The organism is Blautia sp. RTP21359st1_E11_RTP21359_211015, from assembly GCF_040910705.1.
GTDB classification, from domain to species: domain Bacteria; phylum Bacillota; class Clostridia; order Lachnospirales; family Lachnospiraceae; genus Blautia_A; species Blautia_A fusiformis.
Map to the genome: position 1 here is coordinate 107,233 of NZ_JBDGAB010000002.1, position 21,337 is coordinate 128,569.

At 46.2% G+C, this 21,337-nt stretch carries 18 protein-coding genes and 1 riboswitch; all 18 genes read left to right on the forward strand.

The window, feature by feature from the left end; genetic code table 11:
• The first annotated feature begins 53 nt into the window (after positions 1 to 53).
• A complete protein-coding gene (locus AB5026_RS01285; protein ID WP_118513181.1) occupies positions 54 to 485 on the forward strand; it encodes a DMT family transporter in 432 nt (143 codons plus the stop codon).
• A 110-nt stretch (positions 486 to 595) separates the two neighbouring features.
• The gene (locus AB5026_RS01290; protein ID WP_178818348.1) at positions 596 to 1,423 is read left to right on the forward strand and encodes a ComEA family DNA-binding protein; all 828 of its coding nucleotides are present in this window, start codon (positions 596 to 598) and stop codon (positions 1,421 to 1,423) included.
• Between the two features lie 10 nt (positions 1,424 to 1,433).
• The gene (locus tag AB5026_RS01295) at positions 1,434 to 2,123 is read left to right on the forward strand and encodes a response regulator transcription factor (protein ID WP_015525979.1); all 690 of its coding nucleotides are present in this window, start codon (positions 1,434 to 1,436) and stop codon (positions 2,121 to 2,123) included.
• A 3-nt stretch (positions 2,124 to 2,126) separates the two neighbouring features.
• Complete coding sequence (locus AB5026_RS01300) at positions 2,127 to 3,557, forward strand: cell wall metabolism sensor histidine kinase WalK (RefSeq protein WP_021651567.1); 1,431 nt, start codon at positions 2,127 to 2,129, stop codon at positions 3,555 to 3,557.
• 10 nt (positions 3,558 to 3,567) lie between these two features.
• Positions 3,568 to 4,524: a GerMN domain-containing protein gene (locus AB5026_RS01305; RefSeq protein WP_178818350.1), complete on the forward strand. Its 957-nt coding sequence runs from the start codon at positions 3,568 to 3,570 to the stop codon at positions 4,522 to 4,524.
• Between the two features lie 35 nt (positions 4,525 to 4,559).
• Positions 4,560 to 6,839: a DNA internalization-related competence protein ComEC/Rec2 gene (locus tag AB5026_RS01310; protein ID WP_368212612.1), complete on the forward strand. Its 2,280-nt coding sequence runs from the start codon at positions 4,560 to 4,562 to the stop codon at positions 6,837 to 6,839.
• An 89-nt stretch (positions 6,840 to 6,928) separates the two neighbouring features.
• Complete coding sequence (locus tag AB5026_RS01315; protein WP_015525975.1) at positions 6,929 to 8,308, forward strand: NAD(P)/FAD-dependent oxidoreductase; 1,380 nt, start codon at positions 6,929 to 6,931, stop codon at positions 8,306 to 8,308.
• A gap of 319 nt (positions 8,309 to 8,627) precedes the next feature.
• Positions 8,628 to 8,803: riboswitch (cobalamin riboswitch) on the forward strand.
• Positions 8,804 to 8,964: 161 nt separating this feature from the next.
• Entirely contained in the window at positions 8,965 to 10,257 is a 1,293-nt protein-coding gene (locus tag AB5026_RS01320) for a sirohydrochlorin cobaltochelatase (protein WP_368212613.1), read from the forward strand.
• Positions 10,258 to 10,378: 121 nt separating this feature from the next.
• The gene (locus AB5026_RS01325; protein WP_173758558.1) at positions 10,379 to 11,278 is read left to right on the forward strand and encodes a hypothetical protein; all 900 of its coding nucleotides are present in this window, start codon (positions 10,379 to 10,381) and stop codon (positions 11,276 to 11,278) included.
• On the forward strand, positions 11,275 to 12,420 hold the full coding sequence (locus AB5026_RS01330; RefSeq protein ID WP_114002183.1) for an ABC transporter substrate-binding protein: 1,146 nt from the start codon (positions 11,275 to 11,277) through the stop codon (positions 12,418 to 12,420). The genes AB5026_RS01325 and AB5026_RS01330 overlap by 4 nt, the downstream gene beginning before the upstream one ends.
• Before the next feature lie 97 nt (positions 12,421 to 12,517).
• Positions 12,518 to 13,537 carry an iron ABC transporter permease gene (locus AB5026_RS01335; RefSeq protein ID WP_118608086.1) on the forward strand — a complete coding sequence of 340 codons (1,020 nt, stop codon included), beginning with the start codon at positions 12,518 to 12,520 and terminating at the stop codon, positions 13,535 to 13,537.
• A 3-nt stretch (positions 13,538 to 13,540) separates the two neighbouring features.
• Positions 13,541 to 14,644 (forward strand): ABC transporter ATP-binding protein, encoded by a 1,104-nt coding sequence (locus tag AB5026_RS01340; RefSeq protein ID WP_021651559.1) that lies wholly within the window; start codon positions 13,541 to 13,543, stop codon positions 14,642 to 14,644.
• Between the two features lie 245 nt (positions 14,645 to 14,889).
• Positions 14,890 to 16,593 (forward strand): DUF1002 domain-containing protein, encoded by a 1,704-nt coding sequence (locus AB5026_RS01345; protein ID WP_368212614.1) that lies wholly within the window; start codon positions 14,890 to 14,892, stop codon positions 16,591 to 16,593.
• A gap of 232 nt (positions 16,594 to 16,825) precedes the next feature.
• Positions 16,826 to 18,028 carry a class I SAM-dependent rRNA methyltransferase gene (locus AB5026_RS01350; RefSeq protein WP_015525970.1) on the forward strand — a complete coding sequence of 401 codons (1,203 nt, stop codon included), beginning with the start codon at positions 16,826 to 16,828 and terminating at the stop codon, positions 18,026 to 18,028.
• Positions 18,029 to 18,102: 74 nt separating this feature from the next.
• Positions 18,103 to 18,516 carry a hypothetical protein gene (locus AB5026_RS01355; protein WP_015525969.1) on the forward strand — a complete coding sequence of 138 codons (414 nt, stop codon included), beginning with the start codon at positions 18,103 to 18,105 and terminating at the stop codon, positions 18,514 to 18,516.
• A 1-nt stretch (position 18,517) separates the two neighbouring features.
• Entirely contained in the window at positions 18,518 to 19,366 is an 849-nt protein-coding gene (locus AB5026_RS01360) for a DUF5685 family protein (protein WP_015525968.1), read from the forward strand.
• Positions 19,360 to 20,007: a J domain-containing protein gene (locus tag AB5026_RS01365; RefSeq protein WP_015525967.1), complete on the forward strand. Its 648-nt coding sequence runs from the start codon at positions 19,360 to 19,362 to the stop codon at positions 20,005 to 20,007. Before AB5026_RS01360 ends, AB5026_RS01365 begins: the two co-directional genes overlap by 7 nt.
• Before the next feature lie 193 nt (positions 20,008 to 20,200).
• A complete protein-coding gene (locus tag AB5026_RS01370; protein ID WP_015525965.1) occupies positions 20,201 to 21,187 on the forward strand; it encodes a diaminopimelate dehydrogenase in 987 nt (328 codons plus the stop codon).
• Positions 21,188 to 21,337: the final 150 nt, after the last annotated feature.

Here is a 21,337-nt window from a genome sequence, read left to right on the forward strand (position 1 = left end):
GCGCCTTTTTCCGGCAGTAATACCGGAAATGGAGTATATATGGAGGGATTTTTATGTGGGGATTTTTGTCAGCACTGATCTCAGGTGCACTGATGAGTATTCAAGGGGTATTTAACACAAATGTAACAAAACAGACCAGTCTGTGGGTTTCAACCGGCTGGGTACAGTTTTCTGCATTTCTGGTCTGTGTGGCAGCATGGTTTTTTACAGGCAGAGAAAGTATCGGCATGCTGTGGCAGGTAGAGGATAAATATAATTTACTCGGAGGAGTGATCGGTGCATTTATCACTATCACAGTGATCCGGAGTATGGGAAGTCTGGGGCCTGCGCGGGCGGTTATGCTTATTGTCATTTCTCAGCTTGCGGTGGCCTATCTTATAGAATTGCTGGGGATTTTCGGTGTGGAAAGAGCAGATTTTCAGTGGAGAAAGTTGTTGGGAATGCTGATCTGTATTGCAGGTGTGGTTATTTTCAAATGGAAATAGAAATAAAAGTATTGTAATATTTGTAATACTTCGTTAAAATAAGGTATGGTTTTGCATGAGTAACGGGGCACCTGCCGCCACATCGGCGGAAAGGAGTGAACCGCCTACCTATGAAAATAAGATCACATATCAGAAGTGTTCGGCTTGTTTTTTCCATATTTTTGTTACAGATCCTGGCAGGGCTGACAGGCTGTAAGGATGACGGAACAGAATTTATGGAGAAAGAACTGGTGCAGGAAGAAAGTACGGAAGCATCCGGAATGGATGCAGAGCAGGAAGAACCGAAGGATACGGAAAGTGAAGTATCCGGGAAGGCATCCGCAGGGGCTGTGGCAGATATATCACAGAAGAAACAGAATGAGTCTGCGGAGGAACCGGCTCCGGAGGTTGAAAAACAGCTGCCGGAGATCTCAGACACCCCTCAGACCATTTATGTAGATATATGTGGAGCAGTGACCAGCCCGGGAGTCTATGAGCTTCCATATGGCAGCCGTGTTTTTCAGGCTATCGAGCAGGCCGGAGGATATCTTCCGGAAGCTGCGGCAAGCTATCTCAACCGTGCTAAGGGACTTTCCGATGGACAGCAGGTTTATGTGCCTACCCAGGCGGAGGTGGACAGCCAGCGGATCGCAGCTACCCAGGATGGATCGGAAGTCACAGCAGAAAACAGTACCGAAACGGCGAGCGGACAGAAATCCGCCGGAGAGGATTCCGGTGAAGCTGAGACTGCATCTTCCACAGAGCAGAAGATCGATCTGAACACCGCTGATGTATCCCAGCTTACTACTCTCACAGGTGTAGGGGAGTCCAAGGCCCTGGCGATCATCGCTTACAGGGAAGAGAACGGTCCCTTTACTTCAGCAGAGGATATCATGAATGTACCAGGCATCAAAGAAGGAACCTATGAGAAGATAAAGGATAAAATAGCAATAAAGTAAGGAGCGCTAAATGAGCAGGAAAGTATTGGTAGTAGATGATGAGAAACTGATTGTCAAGGGACTTCGCTTCAGTCTGGAGCAGGACGGAATGGAAGTGGACTGTGCCTATGACGGAGAGGAAGCACTGGAAAAAGCAAAAGCAGGAGAGTACGATATCATCCTTCTTGACCTGATGCTTCCAAAAATGGACGGTCTTGAGGTATGCCAGCAGATCCGTGAATTTTCCAATGTTCCGATCATCATGCTTACAGCAAAAGGAGAAGATATGGATAAGATCCTGGGTCTGGAATACGGAGCTGATGATTATGTCACCAAGCCTTTCAATATCCTGGAAGTCAAAGCCCGCATCAAGGCGATCATCCGCCGTGCAGGCAGCAAACAGGACAAGCAGGAGAAGGCCAAGACTGTGGAAGTCGGAGAACTGAAGCTGGACTGCGAAGGACGCCGCGTATTTATCTCCGGAAAAGAGATCAACCTCACAGCCAAGGAATTTGATGTGTTGGAACTGCTGGTATTCAATCCGAACAAGGTATACAGCAGAGAAAATCTTCTGAATATCGTATGGGGCTATGAATATCCGGGAGATGTCCGTACCGTAGATGTACATATCCGCCGCCTGAGAGAAAAGATCGAGGCCAATCCCAGTGAGCCGAAATATGTACACACCAAATGGGGTGTGGGCTACTATTTCCAGGCATAACCTGTGAAGTTCAAAAAGAACGGCAAATTTTTCAAAAGTCTCCGCTTTCGTATTCTGATCATCCTGATCATACTGGGAATCGTACCGAGTGTCATCGTAACGGAAATGGTCATTGCCAACTATGAAGATCGTGCCATTGCCAACCGTGTGCAGAGCATGGAGAACATCTGTGACATCATGTGCGACCTGCTGATCAAGGAGAATTATCTGAATGACACCAGCTCTCAGACGGTGAACAGCAAGCTGGAATTACTGTCCAACAGCTATGGTGGCAGGATTCTCATTGTAGACAGGGATTTCAGGATCATCAAGGATACCTATGGCGTGGATGAGGGCAGGACTCTGGTTTCCCAGAAAGTATTGAACTGTTTTAAAGGAGAAGATGCCTACCAATATGATTCTGACAGCCAGAAGCTGATCCTGGCAGTTCCGGTAAAAAGTCCGGATGTAAAACAGGTGCAGGGTGCCATGATGATCATGGCATCTTCCAGTGAGGTGACAGCAACCATCCATGAACTGGAGCAGAAAGGGATTCTGATCATCGGTATCATTGTAGTGCTGGCCATTTTTCTTGGGTATATTCTTTCCACGATCCTGGTGAAGCCATTTGCTAGGGTAACGAAAGCAATCGAGGACCTTACAGACGGATATCAGAATGAGGAGATCTCGGTACCGGATTATACAGAGACAGCTTTGATCACAGATGCATTTAACAAGATGCTTTCCAGAATGAAGACGTTGGATGAATCCAGACAGGAGTTTGTATCCAATGTGTCTCATGAGCTGAAGACACCTATGACTTCAATGAAGGTTCTGGCGGATTCGCTGGTAGGACAGCAGGGGGTTCCGGAGGAACTGTATCAGGAATTTCTTTCTGATATCACAGAAGAGATTGACAGAGAGAACAAGATCATCACCGATCTGCTCTCCCTAGTAAAAATGGACAAAAAAGCAGCAGATATGAATATCCGTAATATGAATATCAATGAGCTGCTGGAGAATATCCTGAAGCGTCTCCGTCCTATTGCAGATCAGAGAAGGATTGACCTGATCCTGGATTCGTTCCGACCGGTAACCGCAGATGTGGATGAGGTGAAATTTACCCTTGCCATCAGTAACCTGGTCGAAAATGGCATCAAATACAATGTAGATGAGGGATGGGTCCGCGTAACACTGGATGCGGATCATAAGGATTTCTATGTGACGGTTGCAGATTCCGGCCTGGGAATACCGGAAGATTCCATTGAACGGATCTTTGAGCGTTTTTATCGTGTGGATAAATCCCATTCCAGAGAGATCGGCGGAACCGGTCTTGGACTTGCTATTACAAGAAGTTCTATAGCCATGCATCATGGGATCATCAAGGTATCCAGCAAAGAGGGCGAGGGAACCACATTTACCGTGAAGATCCCGCTGTCCTATATCCCGTCCTAGGAGGTACAGCATGAAAAAAACGATTTTGATCATCTGTGTGGCCGCTGCCTGCATCCTTTTTGGTCTGGTTGCTTTCATAGGTTTGTCGGGAAGAAATAAAAACGAAGAACAGCAGTATAGATTTTATTATATCAACAGCGATGAAACGAGACTGAAAGAAGAAAAATATACTCCGGAGAAGGAAACAACAGAAGTGATGCTGCGCAATTTTTCAGAGAGTCTGAATAACCGTGAGACCCGGGAAGACGGAATCTCACTTTTTCCGGATGGGGTAAAGATTTCTTCTTATTCTATACAGGATGGAGTCCTGAACGTAGAATTCAATGAGGCCTATGATAAAATGTCACGTACCAGGGAACTTCTGGTGCGGGCAGGTATAGTGAAGATCTTTTTACAGGTTCCAGGAGTAGATTCTGTGGAGATCTATGTGGGTAAAAAGCCGCTGACAGATACCAGAGGTGAAGAAGTGGGAGCCATGAACAACGACACCTTTGTGGAGTTTTCCGGATCCGATGGGGATGTGTACAGCTATGACACCTTTACTTTGTATTTCACAAATAAAAACGGAGATAAACTGGTAGCGGAACAGAGAAGTGTCCGCTACAGACGAAATCTTCCGAAGGCTACGGTGGTTCTGGAGCAGCTTGCAAGAGGTCCGCTGGAAAAAGGACATTATCCTACAATACCGGAGAATTCAGAGGTACTTTCGCTGACGAGAGCAAACGGAATCTGCTATGTGGATTATAATTCCGTATTTCAGGATTATGCGCTGGATGTTTCGGAACAGATTGCCGTGTATTCGGTGGTAAATACGCTGATCGCGGCAACAGATGTGGACAAAGTTGAGATTTCCATCGAAGGAAACAAGGAAGTGACCTTTGGCCAGAATATGCAGCTTTATAAGTTCTATGAATGGAACGACAGCCTGCTGGCACACACAAAGGCTAAAAAAGAACAGGAAAAATAAAACATTTCAAAATATCAGAAAACGGGAGAACATTTATGGCGAAAAGGCCGATGTGTCTTTTGTGTTTTCTTATAGTGCTGAGTCTTGGCGCACTGGAGCTTATGGGGATTCCTCTGATCAGGGGGAATCCCCTTCCGTTAAATGTGCAGGAGCAGATCGAAGCGCACCCTGGTTCCATGATCTGCGGGGAGGTGGAACAGTATGAAAACACAGAATTTTCCCAGTCTGTTTATCTGAAAAAAACATATCTTATCCATCAGTCAAAAAAATTTCCAATTGAAAATGTAAGAATATTTCTCAAAAAAGAAGAAGATCTGAAACCGGGAATGCGGATCCGGGTCAAGGGAACGCTGAAAAGAGTGGAAGGTCCTGCGAATCCGGGGGGCTTTGACAGCCAACACTTTTACGCCTGTCGTCATATTTATTATTTTATGAAGAACGCTGTGCTCCAAAAGAAAACAGCAGTGTATTCCGGCTACAGGCAGCTCCTTTTGGAGATAAAAGAAAGCTGCAGACAGATCTTGAAGGAAGCAGCAGGAAAAGATGCACCTGTTTTTTGTGCCATGACGCTTGGAGACAAACAGGAACTGGATCCGGAAACACAGATGCGCTATCAGCTGGCCGGAATCATACATATCCTTGCCATCAGCGGACTTCATATCAGTATTCTGGGAATGGGGCTTTACAACCTTCTAAAGAAGATGGGACTGGGAATCTGGCCTGCCGGGATTTTTTCTCTGGGAGTGATGCTGCAGTATGGGATCATGACCGGAGGGAGTGTTTCCACCATGCGGGCAGTAACTATGTTTTTGATCGCCATGGGAGCCAGGATCACCGGACGGATCTATGATATGATGAGTGCTCTTTCCGTAACTGCCATGATGATCCTTGTGGAATCTCCGGCCTATCTCCTGGACAGTGGATTTCTTCTGTCCTTTGGCTGTGTTCTGGGAATGGGGCTCGCTGCGGAAAAGATCTGTGCCCTTGCAGGAGCGGAGAAAAAATGGACAAAGGCACTGGTAAGTCCTATAGCTCTTCAGCTTGTGACTCTGCCGGTGATGCTGAAGTTTTTCGGAGAAGTCTCTATTGCCGGATTTATCCTGAATCTGTTGGTGCTTCCAAGTGTGGGGGTAGTGCTGACTGGAGGAATGGCGGCGCTGCTTCTGGGAATTCTCAGTATTCCCGTGGCAAAACTGGTGCTCCTGCCGGCAAGGGTACTGCTGCTTTTTTATGAACATCTCTGCAGTCTGGCAGGAAGGTCAGGATGGAGTACCTGGATCGGAGGAGAGCCGGAAATATGGCAGATCCTGTTATATTATGGCTTTTTGATCACAGTTCTGTTTATGGGGCAGTATATAAAAGAACAGCTCCGGAAGAAAAAAGCAGTCTGTGAGGAAACGGAGCTAGCAGAGGAGCGGGCGGAAGCAGGTTGTTGGAAGCTATATGCTATCCGGATAACAGCCGGTATTTTTCTGGCAGTCGGAATCCTGATACTGGGATATCATCCAGCAGGAAGTCTGAAGGTGATCTGCCTGGATGTAGGACAGGGGGACGGTATTCTTGTGGAGACCCCGGAGGATCATCATTTTCTGATTGACGGAGGAAGCAGCAGCCAGTCGGATCTTGGAAGATACTGCCTTTTGCCGGCATTGAAAAGTCAGGGGATTTCCTGGCTGGATGGGATTTTTATTTCCCATACAGATCAGGATCATATCAACGGTGTGAAGGAGCTTCTGGAATATATGGGAAAAGGTCTTACAACCATCCGGGCCGGATATCTGATCCTGCCTGCCTGGGCAGAAAGACCAGATGCATGGAGGGAGCTTGCAGAGGCAGCAAAAACAGCCGGAGTTAAGGTCGTGACAGCAGGAAAAGGGGATGAATTGCCTTGCGGCAAAGTATCTTTTTCTGTTCTGTGGCCGGAGAAAAATGCCACAGGAAAAGATGTGAATGAGGAAGCTATGGTGATGGAGCTGTCTTTTGGAGATTTTCAGATGCTTTTTACCGGAGATATCGGTGCAGATACGGAGAAAAAGCTTCTGGCAGCCGGGGGGCTTGAGGATGTTGATTGTCTGAAGGTGGGACATCACGGTTCCCGTTATTCTACCACAGAAGCATTTCTTGAGAAAATAAAGCCGGAAGTGGCGATCATTTCCTGTTCTTCCACCAACACCTACGGACATCCGTCACCGGAAACCGTAGAGCGGCTTAAAGCGGCCGGAAGTCAGGTGGAATACACCATGAAAAACGGTGCTATTACCGTGGAAACAGATGGAAAGAAGCTTAAGATCGGAAGGTTCCGAAAAAACAGGTGACTTTTGAACACACTTGTTGTAGAATAGACAGGGTTTGTGCAAAAACAAAGCACTGAAAATGTGCAATACAAGATAAGGAGTTTTTATTTATGAAATATGATGTACTGATCGTAGGAGCAGGTCCCGGTGGAATCTTTGCGGCCTATGAACTGATGAATAATGATCCGGAGAAAAAGATCGCGGTTTTTGAAGCTGGTCATCCTCTGGAAAAAAGAAAATGTCCCATCGACGGAAAGAAAGTAAAATCCTGTATCCACTGCAAAACCTGTGCGATCATGAAGGGATTTGGCGGTGCAGGCGCTTTCTCCGACGGAAAATACAATATCACCAATCAGTTTGGCGGAACTCTGTACCAGCATATCGGCAAGGATACAGCTACAGAGCTGATGGAATATGTAGATAAACTGAACCTGATGCATGGCGGTGAGGGAACCAAACTTTATTCTACCACAAACAGCGAGATCCGTAAGCTCTGCCTTCAGAACGGCCTGCATCTTCTGGATGCATCAGTCCGCCATCTGGGAACAGATATCAACTATGTGGTACTTCAGAACCTCTATGAAAAAATGAAAGACCATGTGGACTTCTATTTTGACGCATCTGTTGACAAAGTAGAAAAAACTGAAGACGGTTATGCAGTTTTTGTAGGAGATGAGCGTTACGAGGGAACTTACTGTATCATCTCCGCAGGACGAAGCGGAAGTAAATGGATGGAGACGGTATGTACAGAGCTTAAGATCCCGACTCTTTCCAACCGTGTGGACATCGGAGTCCGTGTGGAGCTTCCGGCAGAGGTTTTCAGCCGTCTGACAGATGAGCTTTATGAGAGCAAGATCGTTTACAGAACTGAGAAGTTTGAGGATATGGTCCGTACCTTCTGCATGAACCCGCGAGGTGTTGTCGTGAATGAAAATACCAACGGTATCATCACAGTAAACGGTCACAGCTACGAAGATCCGGCAAAGCATACCAACAATACAAACTTTGCCCTTCTGGTATCCAAGCATTTCTCAGAGCCGTTCCATGACAGCAACGGATACGGTGAGAGCATTGCAAGACTTTCCAATATGCTTGGCGGTGGTGTTATGGTACAGCGGTTTGGAGATCTGATCCGCGGAAGACGAAGCACAAAAGCCCGTATTGAGGAAAGTTTCGTAACACCTACACTTTCTGCGACACCGGGAGATTTAAGTCTTGTTATGCCGAAACGTATCCTGGATGGCATCATCGAGATGATCTATGCTCTGGATAAGATCGCACCGGGAACCGCGGATGACGATACTTTGCTTTATGGCGTGGAGGTTAAATTCTACAACATGGAGGTTGAGATCGACGAAAATCTGGAAACCTGCCACAAGGGTCTCTTTGTTATCGGAGACTGCAGCGGCGTGACCCATTCTCTTTCCCATGCATCTGCCAGCGGAGTCTACGTAGCCAGATACCTGGAGCAGGAGTATTTTAACAGATAAACTGCAAAGCAGTTTATCTGTTATGAGCAAGTAGCGAAGCGGATTGCGAATATCCAGTGTAAGACAGTCCTTTTCTGATATCAGGGTGATGACAGAAAGGGGCTGTTTTTTATGCAGGATGTGCATGAATATTGGAGAAAGTATTCTGATAATAACTGACAGATACAGGGAGAAAACCGGTTACTGTTCACTGGTAATATTTCGCGAGGTGTTTTTGGTGAGCGAAGATCACAGAAAACCGTGAATCGTCTGACATCAATCTTGACAAATTTATGAGTTTGTGGTAAAAGTTAGATAACCAGGTAAAAGAAAATATGTGCAAATGTTATAATGATAAGGTTGCATCCAGTCGGATGTGCAAAAGAGAATCCGGTGAGAATCCGGAACGATACCGTCACTGTGAAAGGGGAGTTGCTTTTATAACCACTGGGAGACCGGGAAGGGAAAGCAGCGTGGAACCAAGTCAGGAGAACTGCCTTATTGTGAGATTCAGGGATTCGCGGTTTACGAATCGGTATTCTCCATAACAATACAGAACTTCTTTTTATGTATTTGTATTGCGCAGAGAATCATGTGTGAGCAGGCGGCCGCAGAGAGCTGCTGCTTTTTTGTACATATCAGTATTCTGGAAATACATGAAAAGAGGACAATGAGAAATGAAAAGAAAAACAATGTTAGCTCTGATGCTCGCAGTTTCCATGACATGCTCTATGGGTGCGGCTACAACAGCAATGGCAGCAGAGGATTCTGCTACAGAAGAGAACGCTGAGGCAGCTGATACCACAGAGGCTTCTGATGCAGATCAGGAAGCAGCAGATAATGTAGCAGCTCTGATCGACAAGATCTATGTACAGGAAAGAAACGACACAACAGATGAGGACTGCAAGGCAGCCAAAGAAGCATGGGATGCTCTGACAGATGCTCAGAAAGAACTGGTAGAGGGTGAGAATGCAGATCCGGATTATTTCGGACGTGACACAGGAGATGCTTCCAAGGACGATCCGCGTAACCAGGATGAGATCGGTGAGAATGAACTTCTTGTTGTAAGCTTTGGTACTTCCTTCAATGACAGCCGTGCAGAGGATGTCAAGGGAATCGAGGATGCTCTTGCAGAAGCTTATCCGGACTGGTCTGTAAGAAGAGCATTTACAGCACAGATCATCATCAACCATGTAGAGGCAAGAGATAATGAAGTGATCGATAACATGCAGCAGGCTCTTGACCGTGCAGTAGAGAATGGTGTTAAGAATCTGGTTGTACAGCCTACCCATCTGATGCATGGTGCTGAGTACGATGAGATGACAGAAGCGATCAATGGCTATAAAGATAAATTCGAGTCTGTAGCTATCGCAGAGCCAATGCTCGGTGAGGTTGGAGACGATGCAACTGTGATCAATGATGACAAGAAAGCCGTTGCTCAGGCGATCACAGATACGGCTTGCAAAGAGGCCGGATTTGACAGCATGGATGCAGCAGCTGAGGCTGGCACAGCATTCGTATTCATGGGACATGGAACATCTCATACAGCTAACGTTACATACGATCAGATGCAGACACAGATGGAAAACCTTGGATTGAAGAACGCATTCATCGGTACTGTAGAGGGTAAGCCGGAAGATACAGCCTGCGACAAGGTTATCGAGAAGGTAAAAGAAGCAGGATACAAGAACGTTGTTCTTCGTCCGCTGATGGTTGTTGCCGGAGACCATGCAAATAACGATATGGCCGGTGATGAGGAGGATTCCTGGAAGAGCCAGTTTGTAGCATCCGGAAACTTCGATAAGGTTGACTGCCAGATCGAGGGTCTTGGAAGAATCGAAGCAGTTGAGAAGCTTTATGTAGAGCATACAAAGGCAGCCATCGATTCTCTGGGAAGCACTGAGGAGTCCGCAGATTCTGATGCAGCAGCAGATACAGAGGCTGATTCTGCTGAGGAGTCCGCAGAATAATAAATATAAAAATATCTGAGTGAGTTCAGATACCTATAAGAAATCAATGTAACTGCCCGGAAAGATCAGGAAGACTGTTTTCCGGGCAGATTGCTGTATCTATGGAAGGGAGAAGATTATCATGAAAAAACGCTATGTAAACTTAATTCTTGCAATGGCAAGTGCATCAGTCCTGGTGCTGGGCTCTGTGCCTGCGATGGCAAAAACAGATGAAACAAAAACAGAGTCCGGTGAGGAAGCAGAAGCTTCCGAAGAAAAGGATACAGATGCAGCCAAAGCAGATACCCTGGAAGATGGCGTTTATACAGCAGAGTTTGAGACAGACAGTAGCATGTTTCATGTAAATGAGGCCAATGACAAAAAAGGAGAGCTCACGGTCAAAGATGGTAAAATGACCATCCACGTAAGTCTGGTTTCCAAGAAGATCGTTAACCTGTTTGCGGGAACTGCCGAGGATGCCCAGAAGGACGGAGCAGAGATCATTGAGCCGACCACAGATACAGTGAAGTACAGCGATGGTTATACAGAGGAGGTTTACGGATTTGATATCCCGGTACCGGCCATTGGTGAGGAATTTAACGTGGCGATCCTGGGAGAAAAAGGCAAATGGTACGACCATAAAGTCAGCGTAAAGAATCCTGTAAAAACCTCTGACGACAAAAAATCCGAAGGGAAAAAACCGGAAGAGCTGAAGCTGGAGGACGGAACCTATGAGACGGATGTAACCCTTACAGGCGGAACAGGAAGAGCATCTGTAGAATCTCCAGCTAAAGTAGAGATCAAGGGCAAAGAAGCTACGGCAACCATCATCTGGAGCAGTCCGAATTATGATTACATGATCGTGGACGGCGAAAAATATGAGCCGGTGAACAAAGACGGAAACTCCACATTTGAGATCCCGGTCACAGTCTTTGACGCAGAAATGGAAGTGACTGCAGATACTGTAGCCATGAGTACTCCTCACGAGATTGAGTATACCCTGAATTTTGATTCTTCAAGCATGAAAAAGGAAGAAAAATGAAAAAAATAATTTCATACATATTTCTGACGCTGACCCTGATCCTGGGGTGTGCTTTTGCAGTGCAGGCAGCAGAGACAGAACATAAGCCTGCGGATATTCCAGGCCTTACCTTTGACCACAGTATGGATCTTTCCTACGCAAAGGAATTTAATGTGGATTACTACAACGATGGCTATGCGCTGCTCACCATTGATCAGGAAGGACAGTTTCTTGTAGTTCCCGAAGGCAAGAAAGCACCGGAGGGGCTGGATCCTGACATTGCGGTTCTGCAGCAGCCCATAAACAATATCTATCTGGTAGCAACCTCGGCCATGGATCTTTTCCGCGCTATCGACGGGATTGACAGCATCAAGCTTTCCGGAACCAAGGAAGACGGATGGTATATCCAGGAAGCAAAGGACGCCATGGAACAGAAAAAGATGATCTATGCTGGCAAGTACAGTGCTCCGGATTACGAGCTGATCCTGAACGAGGGCTGTGACCTTGCCATTGAATCCACCATGATCCATCACAATCCGGAGGTACAGGAGAAGCTGGAGCAGTTCGGGATCCCTGTAATGGTAGAGCGTTCCAGCTATGAGAGTCATCCTCTTGGAAGGACCGAGTGGATGAAGCTTTACGCAGTTCTTCTGGGAAAAGAAGATGTAGCAGAAAAGGTTTTCAAAGAGCAGACGGACAAGCTGGATAAGGTTCTCACAGCAGATAAAACAGATAAGACCGTGGCGTTCTTTTATATCAACTCCGTAGGTGCGGTAAATATAAGAAAAAGCGGCGACTATGTTTCAGAAATGATCTCTCTCGCAGGAGGAAATTATGTTCCGGAGGATACGGGAGTAAATGACAATGCTCTTTCCACCATGAATATGCAGATGGAAGAGTTTTATGCCAAGGCGAAGGATGCAGACTATATCATCTATAACAGTACGATTGACGGGGAACTTAAGACCATTGATGAGCTTCTTTCCAAAAGTAAGCTTCTTGCAGATTTCAAGGCAGTGAAGAACGGAAATGTCTGGTGCACAGGCAAAAATCTCTTCCAGGAAACCACCGGACTTGGAACCATGATTGAGGATATCCACACCATGCTGACTACAGACGATGATTCTCTGGATGAGCTGACCTATATGCATAAACTGAAATAAATTCCAGTGTTCGCTTTAAATCCTTTGCCGGTTTCCACCTGTGAGCAGGAAACGAAAGGACAGGATAACAAAACAGAAGAGGAGTGTACCAGAAAAAATGAATGACAGAAAACGCGCAGTCCGATACGGGATCTCTTTTGTGATCCTTGCGGTACTTTTGATCTTTTTATTTATATGGAATGTAAATTCCGGAAGTATCCACCTCTCTGTGAAGGAGATCCTGAATATCATATTCCGGCATCAGGGAGATGAAACTTCTTATAATATCGTCTGGGAGATCCGTCTTCCCAGGATACTGGCAGTGATCATCCTTGGCGGAGCACTTTCTGTTTCCGGATTTTTGCTGCAGACCTTTTTTAACAATCCTATCGCGGGACCCTTTGTACTGGGAATCTCTTCCGGTGCCAAGCTGATCGTGGCGCTTCTGATGATCTTTTTTTTAAGCAGATCGGTGTCCATCGGTTCCGGTGCCATGATCCTGGCTGCTTTTGCAGGCTCAATGATTTCCATGGGCTTTGTGCTCCTTGTGGCAAAAAAAGTCCACAACATGTCCATGCTGGTCATCAGTGGTGTTATGATCGGCTATATCTGTTCGGCCATCACAGACTTTGTGGTGACCTTTGCAGATGATTCCAACATAGTCAATCTTCACAACTGGTCACTGGGAAGCTTTTCCGGTATGACCTGGGGGAATGTGCAGACTATGGCTGTTGTGGTACTTCTTACCATGGTGATCGTATTTTTTATGTCAAAACCGATCAGCGCCTATCAGCTGGGGGAGACTTACGCGCAGAATATGGGAGTTAATATCAAGGCTTTCCGGATACTTCTGATCCTGCTTTCCAGTATTCTTTCTGCCTGTGTGACTGCTTTTGCAGGGCCGATCTCCTTCGTGGGGATCGCTGTGCCTCATATTGCAAAAAGTCTCCTGAAGACTGCCAAACCCCTGCTTGTGATCCCGGCCTGTTTTCTGGGCGGTGCAGTGTTCTGCCTGTTCTGTGACCTGATCGCAAGAACTGTATTTGCACCGACGGAGCTGAGCATCAGTTCTGTGACAGCAGTTTTCGGAGCACCGGTAGTTATCTATATCATGATTCACAGACAGCAGAGGATATAAACGATGAAATCATATTTTTTTTATACAGATCAGCTGACCGTAGGCTATGATGGAAAACCGCTGATCAAAGAAATCAATATTCAGCTGAATAAAGGAGAAATCCTGACACTGATCGGTCCCAACGGTGCCGGAAAATCTACTATTTTGAAGAGTATCACAAGACAGCTTTCCCTGATCAGCGGAACGGTATATCTGGAACAGGAACAGATGAGCCGGATGACCAACAGGGAAGTGTCAAAAAAACTGGCTGTAGTACTTACCGAGCGCATGCGACCGGAGCTTATGACCTGTGAGGATGTGGTATCCACCGGACGATATCCCTATACCGGAACTCTCGGGATCCTTTCCGCAGAGGACAAGGAAAAAGTTAAAAGTGCCATGGAGATGGTTCACGCCTGGGATCTGAAGGACAGGGATTTTACAGCTATCAGTGACGGACAGAGACAGCGTATCCTTCTGGCACGCGCCATCTGCCAGGAACCGGAGATCATTATCCTGGATGAACCGACCTCCTTCCTGGATATCCGGCATAAGCTGGAGCTTCTTGCTATTTTGAAGAAGATGGTACTGGAAAAACAGATGACGGTGATCATGTCCCTTCATGAGCTGGATCTTGCCCAGAAGATTTCTGACCAGGTGATCTGTGTTCATGGAGATCACATTGAGAAATATGGTGCACCGGAGGAAATCTTTACTTCCGATTATATTCGGAAGCTTTATGGCATCACCCGTGGAAGCTATAATGCAGAATTCGGCTGCGTGGAAATGGAACCTCCGGCCGGAAAACCGGAGGTGTTTGTGATCGGAGGAAATGGAAGCGGGATTCCGGTATATCGGAAGCTGCAGCGACAGGGGATTCCTTTTGTGACCGGAGTTCTCCATACCAATGATGCAGATTATCAGGTGGCAAAAGAACTGGCTGCAAAAGTGATCACGGAGAAGCCTTTTGAATGCATTTCGGAGTCTGCCTTTGAAGAAGCACTGGAGTTCCTGGGAAAATGTGAAAAAGTGTACTGTCCGCTGAAGGATTTTGGTATCATGAATGAAAAAAACCGGGAATTGTTGAAAAAAGCAAAAGAAACCGGAAAATTAAACCAGATCAGATAAGTTCTCTGGGAAAATGAGAAAAGCAATAAAACGCTGTCAGAAATGAGTGATATAATTTCCGGCAGCGTTTTTTATATAATATAAATTACAAATATTTCAGCAGCTGTGTTATAATATGACAAGAACGACAGATCGTGAAGCGCTCGCATTCGTGGAGATGTAAGTAACGAAGAGGAATGTCCGCTTTACACCGCAAAAGTTAAGCAGATACAATCGATCCGAAAAAATATATGGAGGGAAGATCAATGAAAAAAAGAAACATGATCGCAGCTCTGCTCTGCAGTGCATGCCTTGTGGCAGGAAGTGTAAATCCCGTATTTGCAGATGCATCGAAGGTAGTAACACTTGGAGCAGATCTTACGGATGCCCAGAAGCAGACAATGATGAAATATTTTAATGTAAGTTCCGATCAGGTGCAGGTGATGACCATTACAAATGAGGATGAGCATAAACACCTGGATAATATCGCACCACAGTCCCAGATCGGTTCCAGAACTTTGAGCTGTGCCTATGTGAAGCCTACACAGTCCGGCGGGATCAAGGTCCGCACAGCAAATCTGAACTGGGTGACAGGTAATATGATCGCAACGACACTTTCCACATCCGGTGTGAAGAACTGTGAAGTAGTTGCTGCCTGCCCGATGGAAGTATCCGGAACAGGTGCACTTACCGGTATCCAGATGGCATATGAGAAGGCCAGCGGAGAGAAGCTGGATGAGACCAAGACGAAGCTTGCCAACCAGGAGATCGTAACCACTGGTGAGCTTGCAGATAAGGTTGGTAAAAATGAGGCGACAACAGTTGTAAACCAGTCCAAGATGGATGTGATCCAGAACGGAGTACAGAATGCAGATGAGATTCAGAATATTGTAATCAATGTGGCTGAGCAGAACAATATTTCCGTAAGCCAGGACGATATTGACAGGATCGTGTCTCTTCTGAAGCAGATCTCACAGCAGGATTACAATTATGATGATGTGAAGGAAACACTGGAGCAGGTAGATGCCAATACCACAGGCCAGACCTCTTCCTCTGATGATACGCTGGATGGCGAGAGCAGTGATGAAACCGTAGATGTGGATGCAGATTCTTCTGATGATATCGTCAACAATGTAAATGACAGCATTCTTGGTGACGATGTGATCCAGAGCTCCACAGAGGATCCGGGTCTTGAGGAAGAAACAGGAGCAGATTCTCAGGATACAAGCAATGAGACCGGAATCCCGGATGCTACCGACGACGGAACCTATAGCAATGAGGAAAGCTCGGACGAAAGCAGCACAGACGAAAGTACCTCCGACGAGAGCAGTACAGACGAAAGTACCTCTGACGAGAACAGCACAGAGGATAGTGCATCTGACGAGAGCAGCACAGATGAAAGTGCTTCTGACGAGGCTGCATCCGATAAGACCGGAATCCCGGAGGCAACAGAAGATACAGAATCTTCAGAAAGTACAGAGGGCTCAGACCAGGCAGATAGTGCAGAAAACGATACTTCCGTGCTCAGTGAAGAAGCAAAGAACAATTATGATAAATTTGTCCTCTTTGTAAAAGGCGAGTATGAGGGAGATGCAGATTCCCTTCTCGCTGCAACGGAGGATACAGAGGCAGTGGCAACGGTAACACTGGATGAGCAGACAGCGAAGAGTGTGGCAGAAACTGTTGAGAAGGATTATTATGATATCCTGAAGGATGGTACAGAATCCTATGAGGCAGATGGTACAGAAAAATATCAGAGTACAGAGCTGAATATGATGGATCAGAAGCTGAAGAAGCTGTTCAGTATTGACAGTTCCCAGGAGGCCACAGAGGCCACAGACGTGACAGCAGCTATTCTTGCAGATGTTCCCCAGGAAGATAAGCAGACACTTTATAAAGAAACCATGAAATATCTGGCAGGTCTTTACGGCGAGAACACGGACTCTTCTGAGGAATCCGCAGCAGAATAAAAGATTTACAGAAAAAGAGATAAAAAATACCGCAGCAGAGAAAACAACCTCTGCTGTGGTATTTTTTGTCGTGCAGGAAAGATATCATGAAAATTTTGTGATTTACGACAAGGATTTGTGTAAGCACTGGAAAAATGGATTTTTCTGTGATAAAATTGACCGTAAATCGGTTTTGTGGACTCATACATCGCAAACCGTGACAGGGAAACGAGAAAGGGAAAAGGTAGAATTTATGAGCCTGGCAGTAGTAACATTAAAAAAAGGCGAAGGCAGATTCCTGAAATCAGGAGGCCTCTGGGTATATGACAATGAGATCGCAAGCATCATGGGAAGCTTTGTGAACGGAGATATCGTTCTGGTCCGGGACTTTGACGGATATCCAATGGGAAGAGGATTTATCAACACCAATTCCAAGATCACAGTCCGTATGCTTACCAGAGATGAGCGTACAGAGATCAGTCCGGAATTTTTGAAACAACGTGTCCGCGACGCATGGGAGTATCGTAAGAAGGTAGTAGATACCGGAAGCTGCCGTGTGATCTTCGGAGAAGCAGACTTTCTTCCGGGTCTTGTTGTGGATAAGTTTTCAGATGTGCTTGTTGTACAGTCTCTTGCACTGGGAATCGATCGTCTTAAAGAAACGATCATAGATGCACTGAAGGAAGTCCTTGCTGAGGATGGGATCCGGATCCGTGGAGTCTATGAGCGGAGTGATGCAAAGGTACGCCGCCAGGAAGGAATGGAACTTACCAAGGGATTTATCGGAGAAGAATTTCCGACACTTGTTCAGATTGAAGAGAACGGTGTGAAATATGAAGTAGATATCAGGGACGGGCAGAAGACCGGATTTTTCCTGGATCAGAAATATAACCGTCTTGCTATCCAGAAGCTTTGCAAGGGGGCGAAGGTTCTGGACTGCTTTACACATACCGGCTCTTTTGCACTGAATGCGGGAATTGCAGGGGCACAGAGTGTTCTTGGTGTGGATGCGTCGGAAACTGCAGTCCTGCAGGCAAGAAGAAACGCCAGTCTGAACGGCCTGGACGGAACAGTGAAATTCCTCTGTGAGGATGTTTTTGAACTTCTTCCCGAGCTTGAGGAGAAGGGAGAGAAATTTGATGTTGTGGTACTGGATCCTCCGGCATTTACGAAATCCAGAAGCTCTGTAAAAAATGCCATCAAGGGATACCGTGAGATCAATCTCCGTGCAATGCGTCTTGTAAAGGACGGCGGATTTCTCGCAACTTGTTCCTGCTCTCATTTTATGACGTATGAGCTGTTTACACAGACCATCGGTCAGGCAGCGAAGAATGTCCATAAGAGACTGCGCCAGGTAGAGTACCGTACACAGGCACCGGATCATCCGATCCTATGGTCAGCAGATGAGTCCTATTATCTGAAATTCTACATTTTCCAGGTATGCAATGACCGTTAGGAACTGCCATCCGGATTTTTTTACGGAAATTTTTGGGCAGTGCCGTCTGGCAGTGAAAAGGAGATGCAGATCATATGAGAGACAAATTCAATAAATTTATGCAGGGACGTTATGGAGTGGATGATCTTTCCAGGTTCACCATGGGAGTCGCACTGGTTCTGATCATTCTGGCAATGTTTGCTAATATATTCAGCAGAACTGTCGGCAGCACCCTTGACATTCTCGGGGTCGCAGCGATCGTATATGCATATATACGTATTTTTTCCAGAAATATCCAGCAGCGTTATGCCGAAAATCAGAAATTCCTTCAGATGACGTCAAAGTTTCGTTTTCGCTTTAATAAAGAAAAGGATCTGATGAAGCAGAGAAAGACCCATCATATCTACAGCTGTCCGGGCTGCGGACAGAAGATACGTATTCCAAAGGGAAAGGGCAAGATCGAGATCGAATGTCCGAAATGCCACACAAAATTCGTAAAAAGGAGCTGACATGTTCGGATATGTGACCGTTAATAAACCGGAAATAAAATTCAAGGATTTTGATGTGTACCGTTCTTTTTACTGCGGTCTTTGCAGAGAATTGCGGGAGAGATACGGGATACCGGGACAGATCTCACTGACTTATGATATGACATTTGTGGTCCTTCTTTTAAGCGCTCTTTATGAACCGCCAACGAAGAAGGGAACCTCCAGGTGTGTGGTCCATCCGCTGAAGCCCCAGCCGGTACGTAAAAATACAGTAACTGAGTACTGTGCGGATATGAATGTGATCCTTACCTATTACAAATGTATGGATGACTGGCAGGATGAACACAAACCACTGCGCTATGCATATGCAGGAATTCTGAAGAATTGCGGAAATATGCATATGTCCGCTTATCCGGAGAAGATCCAAAGGATCCGAAACGCACTGGAGGAGCTTTCTTCCCTGGAAAAACAGGGGGAAACCGATGTGGACCGTGTAGCCGGATGTTCCGGACGTATCATGGAAGAGATTCTGGCCTTCCGTAAGGATGTCTGGGAATCGTCCCTGCGCCGTCTGGGATTTTATCTCGGAAAATTTATCTACATCCTGGATGCTTATGACGATGTGGAAAAAGATGCAGAAAACGGAAATTACAATCCTTTCCTTGAAAAATATAAGATAGAAGGGTTCGAGGAAGAGGTACGTCGGCTTCTTATGATGATGCTTGCAGAATGCTGCAGAGAATTTGAAAAGCTGCCGATCCTCCGATACGGAGATATCCTTCGAAATATTTTATATTCCGGCGTCTGGTGCCGCTTTGCGGCGATCGGACAGAAGCGCAGGGAAGAACGGGAGAAAGAGAAAAAATGTTAGATCCATACAGCGTGCTGGGAGTTCCCAGAAACGCATCTGATGATGAAATAAAAAAGGCATACCGGAAGCTGAGCCGAAAGTATCACCCGGATGCCAATATCAATAATCCGAATAAGGATCAGGCCGAAGAAAAATTCAAAGAAGTGCAGCAGGCTTACGAGCAGATCATGAAAGAGCGTGAGTACGGAAGCAGTTCCCAGAATGGTTATGGCGGTTACGGAAATTACGGTGGTTTTGGAAATTACGGAAATGCCGGTTCCAGTGCCTATCAGGATGAGGAAAGTATGCGCAGAAGGGCGGCCGCCAATTATGTGCAGAGCGGTCATTTTCAGGAAGCTATGAATGTACTGGATTCTCTTGGTCAGAAAAATGGGGAATGGTATTACCTGGCTGCTATGGCAAATATGGGAATGGGAAATAATGTAACAGCTCTGGATCAGATCCGTGAAGCAGTCCGTCAGGAACCGGATAATATGCAGTACCGTATGCTGCTCCAGAGAATGGAAGGCGGTGGCGGCTGGTATCAGCAGCGGCAGGATCCCTTTGGGGGAATGCCGACTGCAGAAGGGGATATGTGTGATGCCTGCTGCAGGACCATGGCCTGTTTCATGTGCTGGCCGGGCGGCTTTTTCTGCTGCTGATGCAGGAACAAAGCGGTCATCGATATCCCGGAATTGAGAATCGGAATATCCCGAGGCAGCATATCCATATGTTTGTAAGGCGGATCCTGCAGATCCGTTTTGCGATATAGATTGCAGAAGGCTTTTTCTGACAGAGATTCACAATGCTGTCCGGAAAATGTCATACTGCAGAGAAAAAGAGGAGGAAATCGTTATGAGTATAAGAATTGGTATTTTAGGTTACGGAAACCTGGGACGCGGCGTGGAGTGCGCCATCAAGCATAATCCGGATACAGAGCTGGTTGCAGTATTTACCAGACGTGATCCAGAGACTGTAAAGATCCTTACAGAGACCGCAAAGGTTTATTCTGTAAAAGATGCGGAGAAGCTGAAGGATGAGATCGATGTCCTGATCATCTGTGGAGGAAGTGCTACAGATCTTCCTGTTCAGACACCGGAGTATGTAAAATATTTCAATGTTGTGGACAGCTTTGATACACATAAGAAAATCCCGGAGCATTTTGCAAATGTTGACAAGGCAGCAGCAGAGAGTGGACATGTAGGAATCATTTCCGTAGGCTGGGATCCAGGAATGTTTTCTCTGAACCGTATGTATGCAAATGCGATCCTTACAAATGGAAACGACTACACATTCTGGGGCAAGGGTGTCAGCCAGGGACATTCTGATGCAGTCCGCCGCATCAAAGGCGTAAAGGATGCAAAGCAGTACACCATTCCGGTAGAAGCTGCACTTGAGGCAGTAAGAAACGGAGAAAATCCGGAGCTTACCACACGCCAGAAACATACAAGAGAGTGCTTCGTAGTTGCTGAGGAAGGTGCTGATCTTGCACGCATCGAGGAAGAGATCAAGACCATGCCGAACTACTTTGACGAGTATGATACAACGGTACATTTCATTTCCCAGGAAGAGCTGGACCGTGACCACAGCGGTATCCCGCACGGCGGTTTTGTGATCCGCAGCGGAAAAACAGGCTGGAACAATGAGAACAGCCATGTGATCGAGTACAGCCTGAAGCTGGATTCCAATCCTGAGTTCACATCTTCTGTGATCGTTGCCTATGCAAGAGCTGCATACCGCATGAACCAGGAAGGACAGAAGGGCTGCAAGACTGTATTTGATGTTGCACCTGCATATTTAAGTGCCCTTGACGGAGCAGAGCTTCGCAAAAAATTCCTGTAAGGATCTGTAACAGATCTGTAACAGACAGGAGCAAAACTGCATAAAAGATCATATCCCCGGAGCATCAGTGAATATTTCTGATGTTTCGGGGCTTTTTTCTGCATAAAATCAACATTGGTAATACCTGGATGATGATTTTTCTGAAAGAAA